The sequence below is a fragment of the Methanobrevibacter sp. genome (genome assembly GCF_030539875.1).
Taxonomy (GTDB): domain Archaea; phylum Methanobacteriota; class Methanobacteria; order Methanobacteriales; family Methanobacteriaceae; genus Methanocatella.
Genome location: NZ_JAUNXI010000011.1, coordinates 25,198 through 39,704, shown reverse-complemented (window position 1 = coordinate 39,704; position 14,507 = coordinate 25,198). Strand labels below are relative to the sequence as shown.

At 33.9% G+C, this 14,507-nt stretch carries 12 protein-coding genes; 4 read left to right on the top strand and 8 right to left on the bottom strand.

What is annotated here, in order from left to right; genetic code table 11:
* The first annotated feature begins 11 nt into the window (after positions 1 to 11).
* Positions 12 to 869: a diaminopimelate epimerase gene (gene dapF / locus Q4Q16_RS05630; protein WP_303346780.1), complete on the top strand. Its 858-nt coding sequence runs from the start codon at positions 12 to 14 to the stop codon at positions 867 to 869.
* A gap of 9 nt (positions 870 to 878) precedes the next feature.
* Here the strand turns inward: dapF and Q4Q16_RS05625 are convergent, their stop codons facing one another.
* From Q4Q16_RS05625 to polC, 7 genes are all read right to left on the bottom strand, one after another.
* Positions 879 to 1,463, bottom strand: a complete 585-nt coding sequence (locus Q4Q16_RS05625) for a HemK2/MTQ2 family protein methyltransferase (protein ID WP_303346748.1) — start codon at positions 1,461 to 1,463, stop codon at positions 879 to 881.
* A gap of 5 nt (positions 1,464 to 1,468) precedes the next feature.
* Positions 1,469 to 2,341 (bottom strand): 16S rRNA (adenine(1518)-N(6)/adenine(1519)-N(6))-dimethyltransferase RsmA, encoded by an 873-nt coding sequence (rsmA, locus tag Q4Q16_RS05620; RefSeq protein WP_303346747.1) that lies wholly within the window; start codon positions 2,339 to 2,341, stop codon positions 1,469 to 1,471.
* Between the two features lie 8 nt (positions 2,342 to 2,349).
* The gene (locus tag Q4Q16_RS05615) at positions 2,350 to 2,982 is read right to left on the bottom strand and encodes a DUF655 domain-containing protein (RefSeq protein WP_303346746.1); all 633 of its coding nucleotides are present in this window, start codon (positions 2,980 to 2,982) and stop codon (positions 2,350 to 2,352) included.
* 226 nt (positions 2,983 to 3,208) lie between these two features.
* Positions 3,209 to 3,562: an RNA polymerase Rpb4 family protein gene (locus Q4Q16_RS05610; protein ID WP_303346745.1), complete on the bottom strand. Its 354-nt coding sequence runs from the start codon at positions 3,560 to 3,562 to the stop codon at positions 3,209 to 3,211.
* A complete protein-coding gene (locus tag Q4Q16_RS05605; protein WP_303346744.1) occupies positions 3,559 to 3,849 on the bottom strand; it encodes a 50S ribosomal protein L21e in 291 nt (96 codons plus the stop codon). Before Q4Q16_RS05605 ends, Q4Q16_RS05610 begins: the two co-directional genes overlap by 4 nt.
* Positions 3,850 to 4,590: 741 nt before the next feature.
* Positions 4,591 to 6,909, bottom strand: coding sequence for an anaerobic ribonucleoside-triphosphate reductase (gene nrdD, locus Q4Q16_RS05600; protein ID WP_303346743.1), 2,319 nt, complete (start codon positions 6,907 to 6,909; stop codon positions 4,591 to 4,593).
* Between the two features lie 246 nt (positions 6,910 to 7,155).
* A complete protein-coding gene (polC, locus tag Q4Q16_RS05595; RefSeq protein WP_303346742.1) occupies positions 7,156 to 10,452 on the bottom strand; it encodes a DNA polymerase II large subunit in 3,297 nt (1,098 codons plus the stop codon).
* Positions 10,453 to 10,642: 190 nt separating this feature from the next.
* Here polC and Q4Q16_RS05590 point away from each other — a divergent pair, with 190 nt between their 5' ends.
* Genes Q4Q16_RS05590 through Q4Q16_RS05580 form a run of 3 tightly spaced genes read left to right on the top strand, consistent with a single transcriptional unit; the run spans position 10,643 to position 12,581 of the window.
* Positions 10,643 to 11,701, top strand: coding sequence for a hypothetical protein (locus tag Q4Q16_RS05590; RefSeq protein ID WP_303346741.1), 1,059 nt, complete (start codon positions 10,643 to 10,645; stop codon positions 11,699 to 11,701).
* Between the two features lie 31 nt (positions 11,702 to 11,732).
* A complete protein-coding gene (locus Q4Q16_RS05585) occupies positions 11,733 to 12,203 on the top strand; it encodes a nucleoside deaminase (protein ID WP_303346740.1) in 471 nt (156 codons plus the stop codon).
* The gene (locus tag Q4Q16_RS05580) at positions 12,204 to 12,581 is read left to right on the top strand and encodes a hypothetical protein (RefSeq protein ID WP_303346739.1); all 378 of its coding nucleotides are present in this window, start codon (positions 12,204 to 12,206) and stop codon (positions 12,579 to 12,581) included.
* Between the two features lie 30 nt (positions 12,582 to 12,611).
* Here Q4Q16_RS05580 and lysS read toward each other — a convergent pair whose 3' ends face one another.
* Positions 12,612 to 14,195, bottom strand: coding sequence for a lysine--tRNA ligase (lysS, locus tag Q4Q16_RS05575; RefSeq protein WP_303346738.1), 1,584 nt, complete (start codon positions 14,193 to 14,195; stop codon positions 12,612 to 12,614).
* Between the last annotated feature and the right edge of the window lie 312 nt (positions 14,196 to 14,507).

Here is a 14,507-nt window from a genome sequence, read left to right as displayed (position 1 = left end):
CTGATAACATGATGGAATTAAAGGGATTAAAATTTTCAAAAATGCATGGAATAGGCAATGACTTTCCAATAATTGATGAGACAAAAGGAAAAGTTATCTCTGAGGAGGACAAGCCTGAAGCATGCAGGATGTTATGCCACAGAAACTTCGGTGTAGGAGGGGATGGTGTTTTATTTGTAGAACCTTCTGAAGTTGCGGATATCGGATATAGGATGTTTAATCCAGATGGAAGCGAAGCTGAAATGTGCGGAAACGGCATAAGATGTTTTGGAGATTTTGTTTACAGAAAAGGCATTTTAAAACAGGAAAAAATGACTGTTGAAACAAGAGCGGGAATTAAAACAATCGAAATTACCCTTGATGGTGATGAACCGGTTTTATTTAAGGTGGACATGGGATTGTCAACATTTAAAACTCCTGAAATTCCGATGGATAGTGATGAGGATGAATTTTTAGACGGCAAGTTGGAAGTTTTAGATACAACATTTAACCTGACAGCCATCAGCGTTGGAAATCCTCATGCAATTATTTTTGTTGATGATGTGGATGAAATTGACATTAACAGATACGGTCCGGCTATTGAAGCACATGAGGTGTTTCCCGAAAAAATCAATGTGCATTTTGTAGAAGTAATCTCTAAAAACGAAGGCAAAATGATTACATGGGAGAGGGGTGCAGGCGTAACACTTGCTTGCGGTACCGGAGCAACCTCTACAGCAATTTCCGGTTATAAACTGGGTTTATTTGGCAGTGATGTGTTACTTCATTTACCTGGCGGAGACTTGAAGTTCGGAGTATATGAAAAAGATGATGCTCTTGGAGCTTTCATGGAAGGTCCGGCAGAGCTTGTTTATGACGGAGAATTTTAATTCTCCTTTTTAAATTTTATATGCATTGATTAATGTAATGTCTTCAAAAAAGAAGTGCTCTTTTTTCGCGATTTCTGCAACAAAACCCAATCTGTCTAATTTTTCCAAAGTTTCTTCATTGCCAGATAGTGAAGACTGAATCAACTGGACAATTCCTCCATCATTTAAATGATTTCCCACTTCATTTAAAAAAACATCTATCACTTTCCTGCCGTCTAATCCACCATCGAATGCATAATTTATAGTGTCATCAAAAACTTCACCATCTTCGGTAGGCAGATATGGAGTATTAAATAAAATTACATCAAACTTTCTATTTTTGACAGGCTCAAAGAGATTTCCAAACAAAATCTCAATATTCTTGATATTGTTTTCCCTGAAGTTTTTCCGTGCAAGTTCACAAGCGTCAAAATTAATATCTGTCACTGTAATTTTATCTGTCAGTCTTGAAGCATACATTGCAACAATGCCCGATCCTGTTCCGATTTCTAAAACGCTTTGTCCTTCCTTAATTTCTAGATTATCAGCTAATAAATAGCTGTCTTCAGCTGGAATGTAAACATTTTCATCAATATTAATTATAAAATCGCTCATAGTAATCAATTCATAAAGATTGAGTTTAATTCTTTTGATAAAAACAGTATCTCTTCAGGAGTAATTGCAACCACTCTTTTTTTGAGATATTCATTTATTTTTTCAGATTCAACATCATTTATCAGTTTTTTCATTTCTTTTTTATCAAGACTTGTTATAATGTGTCTGGAATCGATTAAAGCATTGCGTATTTTTTTGTTTCTATGTTGGAATAGTGCTTTTGTGAAATTAGAGTAAATTTCAAAATCCTCATCTGAAATTTTATTTTCTTTTGGTGTTAATTTAACAACGGTCGAGTCAATTTTTGGTTTTGGAATAAAACTTTCGGAACTTACGTCTGTTAGCTTTTCAACATTGCATTTGAAATATAGCATTGCAGAAAGTCTTGAGTAGTCTTTAGTTCCTATCTTTCCATTCATACGGCTGGCAAATTCTTTTTGATACATAAGAATGGCCAGATCAAAATCATAATTTAAAAATTTAAAAGTAATCGGTGATGAAATTTGATAAGGTAGATTAGATATGATTTTGTTGAATTCCGGAAATTCAACATTTAAGGCATCATCATTAATCAATTCTACATTATCTATTTTTTCGTCTTTAAGTCGTTTAGCTAATATTTTAGAGATATTTTCATCTTGTTCGATAGCTATTACCTTTTTAGCTTTTTTGGCAAGTTCAATTGTTAATGTTCCTATCCCGGTTCCAATTTCTAAGACCACATCATTTTTATTAATGTTTCCAAAGTTAATTATCTGGTCTCGTTTATTTTTATCAATTAAATAATTCTGACCAAGATTTTTGTTTAACTTTATCCCATGTTTGTTTAAAATATTTTTAGTCACCTTAGACAGGGATTGGGAAGGTTCATTATTCAATTTATCACTTATCTTGAATTTTTATGTTCTCTTGGGGCTTGTGTAAAAATATAATACTTACTTTTACCTCTTCTGCTAACATTCCTATCTAGTTCCTGTTTAACTCTATTTGCAATCATCCCTGCAGGATCAGTTAATGTCGGGAGTCTTTCTGTTATATCTTTAAAGCTTTCGAAAGGTTTTTCTTCTCTAGCATTGATAATGTCCCACATGTATTTTTTACCGATTCCTGGAATCAATTCAAGTGTATGGAGCCTTGTACTAACTGACTCTGTTGTATTGAAAAATTCAACATATTTAGCTTCATTTGCTTCAACAATATCTCGAATCGCATAGTCCAATTCGATTCTACTTGTTGCGGTTAATCTTTCAAAATCTAATTTCCCAAGTACTCTTGATATTTTATCTCTTTCTCCTTTTCCGATGTATACAGTGTCTTGTATTTCTAAATCGACACCTTTTTTAGGAGTTAATTCGAGTAAAGTGAATTGTTCTGTACCAATAGCTTGAGCAATAGGTTTGCCGCCAAATTTAGACATATCTGACTTAACATATCCACGACTTAGATAATCAAGAACAACTGCATATTGTTCTTTTTTTATAGTTGGTTTTCTTTCATTTCTTTTTTTATTATCAACCATCATTATCACTCACTATTGTTTTTATAAGCTATATTAGCTATATAATGTAAACTATTTAATAACTTTATTTTTTAAGTATAATAAAGATATCTAAAAAAACTGTTTTTAATAATAAAATTATAAAAAAAGGCCTTTGGCAAAACTCAAAAAGCAACTTTTGAAAAATACCTGTAATGCTTCTTTGGTGAATAGTCAAAATAATAAAAAAAGAGTGAATAGTAAAAAACTATTCTTCAAGACTGTATTGTTCTAAGAACTCAAGAATTTTTTCCATTGTTTCATTTTCAATTTTCACCGGTTCTTTAGCAAAAATTAATCTTAAATCTGCTAAATCTTTTGGTGCTAAGTCAACAATGTGGGCTGCAACCTTGCTTCTTAAATCAAATTCACTTTGAAGCTTTTCAAAGATTTCCTGTGAATCTTCAAGTGAGTATCTTTTAAATCTTGAAATGTGATTTAAAGCAATGTTCTGTTCGTAAGTTAATTCATTGTCTTGTGAATAATCTTCAAGAACTTTTTTTACTTCGGCACCATGAATCGGTTCACTTTCAATAATTTCTTTTCCAATCATAGAAATCATTTTTGTAATTTTAGGTGGTCAGGTCTTACAATCAATTCTTTTGCTTTATTTCCTTCTTTTAAGGATACGATGTAAGCTTTACCTTTTTGACCAGTGATTTTTCCAGTTTTACCATGGAATCTAGGAGCAGGCTGTCCTTTTTGGATACTTGGATTAATGGTAACGTGGACTAAGTCTCCTTCTTCGAATCTTTGCATTCTATTAGTAATTGGGTTTGTTCTACCCGGTCTTTGGGTTTTAGTCATTTTTTTTCTTGATCTACTTTTTAATCCTCTTGATCTTTGCATTATATTACCTCTTATTAACTGTCTGGGTATTAAATTAATTAATCTATGTTATCAGCTGCCTAGTATTAAAATTGCCCATAAATACTAGTAACATAGAATGTGAAAATAATAGCATTATCACTCAGTAATATGATAATATTATAATTTTAGTTTAATGCTATTAATATACTTTTAGTTTTTCAGCCCTGATGAAAATCTTCTTGAAATTTTACTGATTTGAATTGTCATTTTTATTGTTTTATTTTCTCCGGAAACATAAGAACATAACTGCTATTTGTTTCCTTGACATTGCTTGCCGAATCGGCATGAAACATTGCAGGCTAATTATTTTACTCGCTATTTTATTATTAATGGGGAGTTTGGATATAATAACTCATGTTGCATGACGTTCAACATTTAAAATTTTAAAAGATTTTTGAGTTTATTGTAAAAAATTGTTGTTATTGATAAAAAAACTCCGATAATAATATAACGCCTATATGGGCTGTATCCATAAGCGGAATCTCCGGTTAAAAACTGTAGAGAAAATATATAATGCCTTTTATGATTTTAAACTATATAACATTATATTTAGTTCTTTAAATGATTGTGAGATGCATTGTTATTCATTGGTTTCAGTAAGAGTATTTACTATAACTAAACAACAATTTAAGAAAAACATTATTCATTAAACAAAAAATCGGCTCTTTAAAATTGTCATGGAGGTATGGTGTTTTAAAAATGGTGTGTGAAGATAACGGTTTAGTTATCTTCAAATCTTCTTCTGTCAATAAGTTCTTGGCGTTTACCCGGATTCCATCCGCCGGATGCAGATTTTGCACGCCCAACTTGCTGTACATATCCGGTAATTCTGTCATACCATTCCACGTCCTCTTGTTCATGACAGGTAGGGCAAGAATTGTTCAATCCTTTCATTAAGGTTTTACATTTAAGACAGAAACTTAGTGCTGAGCTGTAAGCCCAGAATCCGATATCTGATTTTTTAGCAATTTTATTAGTTAAACTCATTAATGAATCCGGATCAGAGTAAGATTCTCCCATGAATGCATGGAAAATGTGTCCTCCAGGAGTGATGCTGTGGTACTGTTCTTCGATTTTGATTTTTTCAATAAGTGAAAGGCCTGTATCTACAGGCACATGTGAGGAGTTGGTGTAGTAATTCGCATTTCCATCACCTTGTATAATAGCTTGGTCTCCATATTGTTTTTTATCAAGAGTAGCGAATCTATAAGCAGTAGATTCAGCAGGAGTTTGAAGAACAGACCATCTGAGTCCGGTTTCATCTTTCAATTGGTTAGCTCTATCATTAATGTAGTCAATACATTTTACACCAAATTTGTTTGAATCACTGTTTTCAATACCTTCGCCGAATAGGGAGGATAACATTTCATTAAGTCCAACAAAACCGAATGATAAAGTTGAATTTTGGATTCTGTAGTATGAGTCTTCAGCTACTTTTTGCTTTAGGAATGGTAAAATGTGGAAATCATTTAAACATTTTAATCCTTGTTCTCTTCTAAGCATTAATGTTTCAACAGCTAAATCCATGTATTCATCTAAGTATTCAAATACTTGACTTTCATCCTTGGACTGATATCCAATTCTAGGTAAGTTTAATGTAACGTATGCAAGGTTACCGGTTCTTAAACAATCCTGGTCCCAGTCACCAGTCCAGGTATCCTGTAAACAGGTTCTACAACCCATGTAGTTAGCCATTTGTCCTCTGTATTTAGGGAACATGTTTACAAAGTAGGAGGAACCATATTTTGCAGATAATTCGTGAACTAATCGGATGTCTTCTTCGTATTCACTGGTCATTGTTTCTTTACGGAGGGTATAAATGGTATTTGGGAATAAATGAGGTTTTCCTTCATTATCTCCTTCAAGTAAAGTTTCAGTGAATGCTCTTTGAATTAATCTGGTTTCTTCTTCAAAGTCAGCATAGGTTCCAACTACTTCACCTTTCGGTCCGTATGCGGTTTCTTCTTTTAAGAAATCCGGCACACCAAATTCTAATGCCATACTTGTAAATGGAACTTGTGATCCTCTTGCAGCGTATGCCATATTTAAGTTGTAAACAAGCATTTGTACTGATTGTTTGATTTCTTCGTAGGTTCTGCCTCTTGCAAATGGTGCTACAAATACGTTCCAAAGAGACATTCCTTGTCCTCCGGACATGTTTTGTTGTGCTGCAAGCATAATTTCACCGGTATGGTTCATTAAAGTTTCCATGTGGTTTGGCGCTCCTGCAATGGAGGTGTGGTCACCGGTACCGTCCACTTTAAGTCCGTATTTGATGAAAGTTCTAATATCATGTTGCATACAGTTTAGAGGTCTTCCTGCAAAGAATTCCAAGTCGTGAATGTGAATGTCCCCGGACATGTGTGCATCTGCTAAGTGTGCCGGAAGCATTTTTAAAAGAGCGTATTGCTTCAATGCTTCGTCTGCTACATGTTTGTGAATACTTTCAGGGTTGTGAATCATATTTGCGTTATCTCTGTTACCATTTTCGATTAAGTTGGTAATGTTGTATACTGGAATACCTAAACGGGTGTAACGGCTTCTCAAGTCTTCTAATCCGTATTCTACTAATTTTGTGTTAACAATTTCCCTAATCATTGGGGCAGTTAAGTATTCCACGTTTAATTTTTTGAGTTCTTTCCAGGTTTCTGTTGCAATTTCAAAAGCTGTTTCTTGGCTTGCTCCTGTCTCTTCAATTAGGGTATTGGCAATTTTTGACAAGTCAAATGCTTCAATTGTGTCTCTTGAAGTACGTACTTTTAATCTTGTACTTGCCAAATATTTATTTGCAATTTCTGAATCGATATCTTCTAGACATTCGTAAACAATTTTTTTAATTTCTTTTGTTTTAATTCCATCGTATAATTGGGATACGACGGTTGCTACGATTTTATCGGATTCAAAAAAAGGAGTTTCTACCATTACTAATGATTTTACTAATTTTTCATAACTGAATCTCTCTTTGATTCCGTTATTCTTTTCAACGTTGATTTTGACGGATTCATTTAAGTTGTTTCCTAATTCTGAAAGTTTTTCCATTTAACACACCATTTTCATATTTTATTAAATATAATCATAAACAGGAGCCATGCTCTGTAAGTACTATTATATTTGTCAATCATGTATAATAATCGTTCGTACTATTGCGAACTTCTATAGATACATTGGATTTAATTGTATATAAAATGTTCGTCTTTATTCGAACAATATTATTCTTTATTCTAAATTTTATTATCTTTCTTATATTAAAAAATAAAATTCCAAGAGCATTTGAAAAGTAACTCTTTAGAAAAATATGTCTAAAGAGCTCTGTTTTGACTTGTCACTTTCAAACAACGAATTAATACCATATTCCTGGATTTCTAAACGCTGTTTTAGGTAATGGGAAACAGGATATCTATTAACAAGCTCTTGTGATATCTCAAGATATTTGGTAACTGACCCTTTTGAAACAGATAGAATCAAATTGCCTCCGCACCTGCATTTTCCAGTAAGGGGCATTCTTCTGTATTTGGCACCACATTTTGTGCATCTTACTTTCTGTTTTGAAAACGCTCTTGAGTTGCCCATAATGTCGGGCAAGAAATGTGAAGATAATACTTTTTCCACTACTCCTCTTTGGTCCACCGCCCTAATACTTTCAGCAAGGGCAATCTGAGCTTCAACTTTCTCTCTCATTGAAGGCAATCTTTTATAAAGACAAACTGTCGGTCCTGCATGGATGTTTGATGTATGGTGGGAAAACATTAATCCTTCATACTGTTCAGGTGTTCCTAAATGCATTTCTACATTGTCAATGTATTTTAAAACATCCGCAGGTTTGTGTGGAGTATATGTTTCTTCATAAAACTCAACAGGGAATCTTTCAAAAATATCTAGGTTGTGAGATTCGTCATCTATCTCTTCCGGGTCGATTCTTGAAGATAAAACTAAAGGAGCATCCATACTTCCTCCTCTAGTGTTTGGTAAATATGATTTTGAAAAGTTGATTAATGCATCTAATAACAACATTACTGCATCCTCATCACTGTCACAGTTCCTACGTTTGGCTGAATGGAAGTATGGATGGGCATAGCAACCTAATGCTTTTGTAAATCCTACAATTCTTCCAAGAACTCCTGCTGAGGTGTGAGGTGCAAGTCCTGCTACTAAATGTCCGATTAAATCGCTTTTTTCTTTAACATTATAAAACGGATCCATATGATAATATCTTTTAAGCTCGTCGTCAATGAATTGTGCAGTGCGCAGTAAATATTCTCCGCAGTTGTCTGAAATAACAATATCCTGAACTCTAAGCTCGATAATTTGCTCTTCATTTTCAATCGGATTTCCATAACAGTCTTTTTCATAACCCATTTCCAACAGCTTTTCAACACTGACTCCGATTTCTTTTGGAATAAAATGGGTAAGCGGCAAATCTGTTGAGTCGTGTCTTATTGTTCCATCTTTAAAAGTGAATACTTCATGTTTTGATCTGAGTATCCCCTTCTCAATAGGTTCTGGCAATTTAGATTCTGAAATCATGCCGATTACGCCTTTAACTTCATCGACACGTCTCACTTTAACGTTGTCTGATGCCTTTTTAAGCATCGCTCCAAGTGGGATATTTTTCTGAGACGGTTTTCCCATTTCGGTTGGGCTGCCGCATTTAGGGCAAAGGGCTCCAAAGGAACTTATTCCACATTCGGGGTTTGTACATTTTCTTCTAGAAATATCCACTTTAATATTTCCTTTTTTAGCGGCAGTTGCTACAAGACGTCTGGCACCTCCATTATTTCCAATCGGAATTAAACCATGGGGTGCAGGTCTCATCAATCTTTCTTTCGATTTTTCAGGACGACCTACACGAGTGCCGATATATGCCGGAGCTTTATTTTTAATTTCAACCGGTGAAACCTCATTTAAAGCTTCAAGTGTGGTTTCTCTTTTTGGCAGTTTTTTAGATAATGTTACTAAAAGAGCATAAGAATGGTCTTTATCAATGATAATTTTATTGTCGCGCACAAGATGTGGAACGCCAATTGCTTCTAGAACTCTTTTTTGATATGACAAATCAAGTTTGATTCCTTCATCCTGTTTATATGTTGATTTGCATTTTTCAATCAAATCAATTAATGAATTTAAATCGTCAATAGTAACATCATTATAACAGTAAGTGTATTTTGGATGAAGTGGAATGTTATAGTTTTTAGATAAGGTAAACGCCTCGATTGAGGTGAGATAATCATATTCTAGTTTATGCAAATCCAAATCGTTATTTTCCCCATCGAAATTTTCACTTTTCATTAATAACTGAATCCACCATTCTTCACACCATCCTGAGGGATACAGTGGCTGGTTGTTTCTTAAAAATTCTCCAAATGCAACAAGCATGTCTCCCAGGAACAATATTTCAACAACATCCTTTTTAACTTCACGTGCCTGTTTTATGGAATCCAGAATTAGGACATCTCCGTTTTTAAGTTTAACAGTAGGTCCTTCAATCGAATCTACCGGCACTACACAGTTTCCTTTTCCGGGGTATTCAATTTTAAGCTGTGTTCCGACAGCTAAAAATTCAAGCAATGTCATTGTTGCAGGGTGAACTCCCATAGTTGCAAGGCCGGTGTTTCTTGACCTTCCATATCTTAATCTGAACGCCCCTTTTTCAGAGGGATATCCGAGAATAGGCCTTCCGCCAATAATATCCTGAATATATTTGGGTTCACTTACAATATCGGAATCGATGTCATCCTTTTTTGAATCGTCTTTTTTAGGTTTTGAGTATTCTTCAAGCCAGTCCCAATTAAGACCTAATTTATTGGAGATCTTTTTAATCTTTTTGGATTTTTGAATCACTCCTTCAACCATCGCAAGTAATGCTCCACCACGGATGTTATTTGTTTCAACACGTTCCAAATCTCTATGCGATACTTCTACTTGGTCAGTTTGTTCTCCTGAAACTTCAACAGGAATATGGGTTGCAGCAAATCTCACTTCTTCTGGTGTTGGTGAGTACTGGAGATTAGTAACTTCAGATTCATATAATTCAACTTCTTCAACATACCTTTCAATTTCATCATCAATAGGTTTGAATGCATCAATGCCTATTGCTTGTCTGATTTTATCTCCTAAAAGTACAGCCAGCGCTGCTGCTGTACCTCCGGCACTTCTGATAGGTCCTGCGAAATATACTCCAATATATTTTGTTCCATCAAAATTCTCTTTAATTTTCACTTGAGAAATTCCTTCAAGGGGTGCTGCCACAACTCCTTCTGTAAGAATGGCTAATGCTGTTCTCAAGCCCTGATCACATCTTTGTTCTGTGTCCCAATCTGCCTTTTCACCGGTAAGCTCAAACTCACCTGATGCAATTTCAGCAGCAATTTCAAAAGCAACTTCCTCTCTTGTAATATTCTGTTCTAATTCTTTAATTCTTTGAGCTACACCTTTAGGACCTACAAGCCCTTCTACTCTTTCAGCTAAATCCTTTGCAAGAGGCACTTCTGTTTCCAATTCAACATCTAATCCTCTGGATCTGGCTTTATTGGCAATGTCGTATAGGTGATGGGTATCAGCTTCTAATCTATCAAAATAATCCATGGTATCGCCACAATTTATAAAATTAATTCACATGTAATCTATTGTTTTTACTGATTTAATAATGTTTGTAATTATTCAAAAATCAAAATTGAATTTCAAATTTAATAATACTTAAATATTGCAAAATCTAAATTTTTAAGTGTAATTTGTAGTCGAACTTTTAATTAATATTGCTATTTTGGTGATTTTAATGTCAGAAAAAAAACCACTTAATGCTATGTACGGTAGCAAAATGAAATTAGACTTGGACAAAATTAAACGTGAAAGTAAAAAAGCCGCTGAAGAACAGACTCAGGAAGTTGTTGAAAAGCCGGTAGTTGAAGAACCTGTTGCTGAAAAAATTGAAGAAACTCCTGAGGAACCAGTTGAAGAACATTCTAAAGAAGTAGTTGATGAGGATTCTCAGGAGGAAACTGTTGAAGATTCTGAAGAGAAACCGGCTGAAGAAGAGGTTGTTGATGAAGGTTCTGAAGAGGAAACTGCTGATGGCTCCGAAGAAGAACTTGCAGAAGATAAAACATCAGAAACCGATTCCACTATTTTAGATAATTTGAAAAATAAATTAAGTGAAAAAGAAAAGAAATTGTCTAATCAATCTAGTGAACTCAACTATTTGACTAACAAAGTAATTCCTAACCTTAAAAAAGAAAACACTAAATTAAAAGGTCTTAAGGATGAATTAACCGATGCGCTTGAAAAAAGCACTAGGAAATACTTTGATCAGTTAGATATTAATGCAGATTTAAGCAGCCAAATTGGAAAAATTGGTGCTGAAGGTGCAGTTAATAAAGTAAGGGCAGATAAATTTGAAGCGGAAATAAACAATATTAAAGAAGAGTTGGAAGCTAAAATTGATGAATATAGGGAAAAACTCAATTCAGTAAATATCGACGATTTGAAAAAGGAAAATAATGATTTATCTAGCAAATTAGCTGATGCAAAATCAGAATTGGATAATGTTTTAAAAGAAAATAAAAGCCTTTCTGAAGAACTTGGCAAGCTAAGGGAGGAAATAATTGAAATCGGCAACTACAAGGATGAAGTTGACCAAAAATTCAAAAATGAAATTGATGGGCTTAAAAAAGAAATCTCATCACTTACCACCCAGCTTAAGCTTAAAGAAAGTAGCCTTAATAAATTATCCAACGATTCCACCAAAACAATTTCTGATTTGAAAAAGCAGATTGTAAAACTTGAAGACGCATTGGAAAAAGAATCCAACAAGGGATTATTTAAAAGATTTAAATAGATGATTAATTTCATCTAATCTTTTTTTTAAAATGACAAAAGACAACTATTTTATGCAAGAAGCTATTAGGGAGGCTGAAAAATCTTTAGATGAAGGAGGGCTTCCTATTGGGGCAGTTCTGGTTAAAGATGATGAAATCATATCCAGAGGACATAACAGGTTAATTCAAAACAATTCTGTAGTTTTACATGCAGAAATGGATGTGCTTGAAAACGCAGGTCGCCTAAACTATGAGGATTATACCAAATGCACACTTTATACCACATTATCTCCCTGCCCGATGTGTTCCGGAGCTGTAATACTGTATAATATCTCCCGTGTCGTTATCGGTGAGAACACTACTCTTATTGGTGCTGAAAATTTTCTTCAGTGCAATGGTGTTGATGTTGTTGTATTGAATAATTTAAAGTGCAGGGACTTATTTTTAAAATTCATATCAGATAATCCTGAAATGTGGGAAGAAGAACTTAAAAAAGTTGGATTTACTACTGAGGCAGTATAAATGGAGATTATTGTAACAGATGAGAGAGATGAAAGATTCATTGATTTTTGCAAATCTTTTGGAGCTATTTTGGAAGAACCGCAGGTAGTCTTGCTTTTGATGAATTCTAAAAAAACTGTGGGATGCACTAGCTTTAAAGTATATGGCTGTGACTCTGCTGAAATTACCACATTATTTTTAAATTCCCGTGATAACCGAGAAAAAATAGCCTATAAATTAATCAGGCAGCTTGAAAAAATAGCTATTGATTATGAATTCAAAAGCATTGTTGTCAGTTTTGATAGCCGTGAAGATATTTTAGTTGAAATATTTGAAAAATTGGATTATAAATTTGTTGACGGCACTTTGATGAAAAAAGAATTTAAGACTTTATTGTGATTATTTAAAATAAAAAGAAAAATTAAAAGATTAAGCTTCTTGTCTTAATCTTTTTACCACGAAATCTTTATCTAAGCTTAACAGGAATGATGCAGCTCTAGGACCTTGTTTTTGACCAAGAATCATTTTATAAATAGCCTGGAATCCTTTTTGAGGTTTCAGTTCCTGACCTTCTAAGATTTCATACATTGCATCGTGCAATTCAGTTGCATCACCGAATTCATTATTTTCCATTAAATCGGCCAAATCTGTTAAGAATTTAGTTTGTTCATCAGTTAATGGCAATTTAGGAATATTTTTCTCCTGCACTTGGAATTTCACAAATTTAGGTGCGTAAGTGTCTAACCAGTAAATTACATTGTCAACCCTTTCGCGGTACTGTGCTAATTCCGCTTCGGTTAAGTCGCCGAATTCCTTGTCTTTAAAACTTTTAGTTAATTGGGAATTTCTTTTTAAAATTGCAAAGATTTTTTCCAAATCGTCTCCTGCAATTTGATAAGCATTAACTAAGAATCTAAATGGAGGTCTGAAAGGTAATGGGCTTCCTTCATTAATTTGACTGATTTCATAGATTTCTTTGAATTTTTTACCTTCTTTTTCAGATGGAGCTTCTTCTTCACCGTAGAATACTTTTTCAACAGTATCGAATTGGTCAATAAAGTCCAGGAAAGGCATTTTTGGTGAGAAATCTTTTGCTTTCATTGGTTTGGATCTAAATAAATAATAGTTGAGACTTTCTGCAGGTCCAATTTTTAACCATTCTTCAGGAGCAAAGAATACTCCGTGAGATTTACTCATTGCTTCGCCGTCAAGTGTAATCCATTCATATGGCACTGGGAAAGGTGCAGGATAATCAAATATTTTTTCTGAAATGATGCTGCTCACATCATATGATCCTCCGCTGGCTGCATGGTCTTTTCCGAACGGTTCGCATGTGGTTCCAAAGATTTTCCATCTTGCAGCCCATTCCACTCTCCATGTAAGTTTACCGTTACCAGTTTTAATGTCCATTTCACCTTCATGTCCACATTCACATCTATATTTGATGATGTCTCCGTCGTAGTCATAAGCATAAGTTGTATTTACACGTCCACATTCGTCACAAATCGGATTGTATGGTAACCAGTCATCTGCTAAAGGTTCTCTTCTGTATTCATTGAAGATTTCTTTGATTTCTTCAACTTTTTCAAGGGAAGTTCTGATGTACTCATCATAATCTCCGTTTTTATACATTTCAAAACCGGATTTTGTTTCCATTTCAATTCCATAATCGTCCATCACTGAAAGTAAAGGCTTTTCAAAGTGTTCTACAAAGTTGGCACAGCAGCCGTCAGGACATGGAATAATTGAGTACGGCATACCTAAGTATTTATCATAATCTTCAGGAAGAGGGAACGGAACTTTTCTTAAGGGGTCGTGGTCATCTGCAATCCATATTGTTTTTGCTTCTTTTCCAAGTTCTCTTATTTTTTTTCCAATTGCGTTAGCGATAAATATGTCGCAAGAGTTTCCAATGTGAATTGAACCTGAAATAGAGGTTCCACTTGCAATAACATGTTCTTCTACATCTCTTTTTGCTAGTTCATTAGCTACATTTTCAATCCAATGTGTCATTTAAATTCACCATTCAATAAAAAAATTATCATAAAATAAGTTATATTATAATACTATCTGTTGTTATTTATATAAAAAGATTAAGTAAAATGTCATGTTGTGAAGTTTGTATTTGCATGACTCAAATTCACTGATTTTTAGAAACGGTGCATCATTATCCGAGTTATGTTTAAGCATTTTCATTTATTTCTCATGATATTCTTTTGTCTGATTTTATCGGAGATGATGCTTTTATAGTCATGCCTTTTAATTACGGTTATTTAATTAAATATAAAATAGTTTTGCGGTAATGGTAAAATTAAAATTAAAAAA

Excerpts from the sequence above, each read along its gene's own strand:
- dapF (WP_303346780.1), top strand. The coding sequence starts at position 12 with ATGGAATTAAAGGGATTAAAATTTTCAAAAATGCATGGAATAGGCAAT.
- Q4Q16_RS05605 (WP_303346744.1), bottom strand. The coding sequence starts at position 3,849 with ATGCAAAGATCAAGAGGATTAAAAAGTAGATCAAGAAAAAAAATGACT.
- Q4Q16_RS05625 (WP_303346748.1), bottom strand. The coding sequence starts at position 1,463 with ATGAGCGATTTTATAATTAATATTGATGAAAATGTTTACATTCCAGCT.
- Q4Q16_RS05610 (WP_303346745.1), bottom strand. The coding sequence starts at position 3,562 with ATGATTTCTATGATTGGAAAAGAAATTATTGAAAGTGAACCGATTCAT.
- lysS (WP_303346738.1), bottom strand. The coding sequence starts at position 14,195 with ATGACACATTGGATTGAAAATGTAGCTAATGAACTAGCAAAAAGAGAT.
- Q4Q16_RS05585 (WP_303346740.1), top strand. The coding sequence starts at position 11,733 with ATGACAAAAGACAACTATTTTATGCAAGAAGCTATTAGGGAGGCTGAA.
- polC (WP_303346742.1), bottom strand. The coding sequence starts at position 10,452 with ATGGATTATTTTGATAGATTAGAAGCTGATACCCATCACCTATACGAC.
- nrdD (WP_303346743.1), bottom strand. The coding sequence starts at position 6,909 with ATGGAAAAACTTTCAGAATTAGGAAACAACTTAAATGAATCCGTCAAA.
- Q4Q16_RS05580 (WP_303346739.1), top strand. The coding sequence starts at position 12,204 with ATGGAGATTATTGTAACAGATGAGAGAGATGAAAGATTCATTGATTTT.
- Q4Q16_RS05590 (WP_303346741.1), top strand. The coding sequence starts at position 10,643 with ATGTCAGAAAAAAAACCACTTAATGCTATGTACGGTAGCAAAATGAAA.
- Q4Q16_RS05615 (WP_303346746.1), bottom strand. The coding sequence starts at position 2,982 with ATGGTTGATAATAAAAAAAGAAATGAAAGAAAACCAACTATAAAAAAA.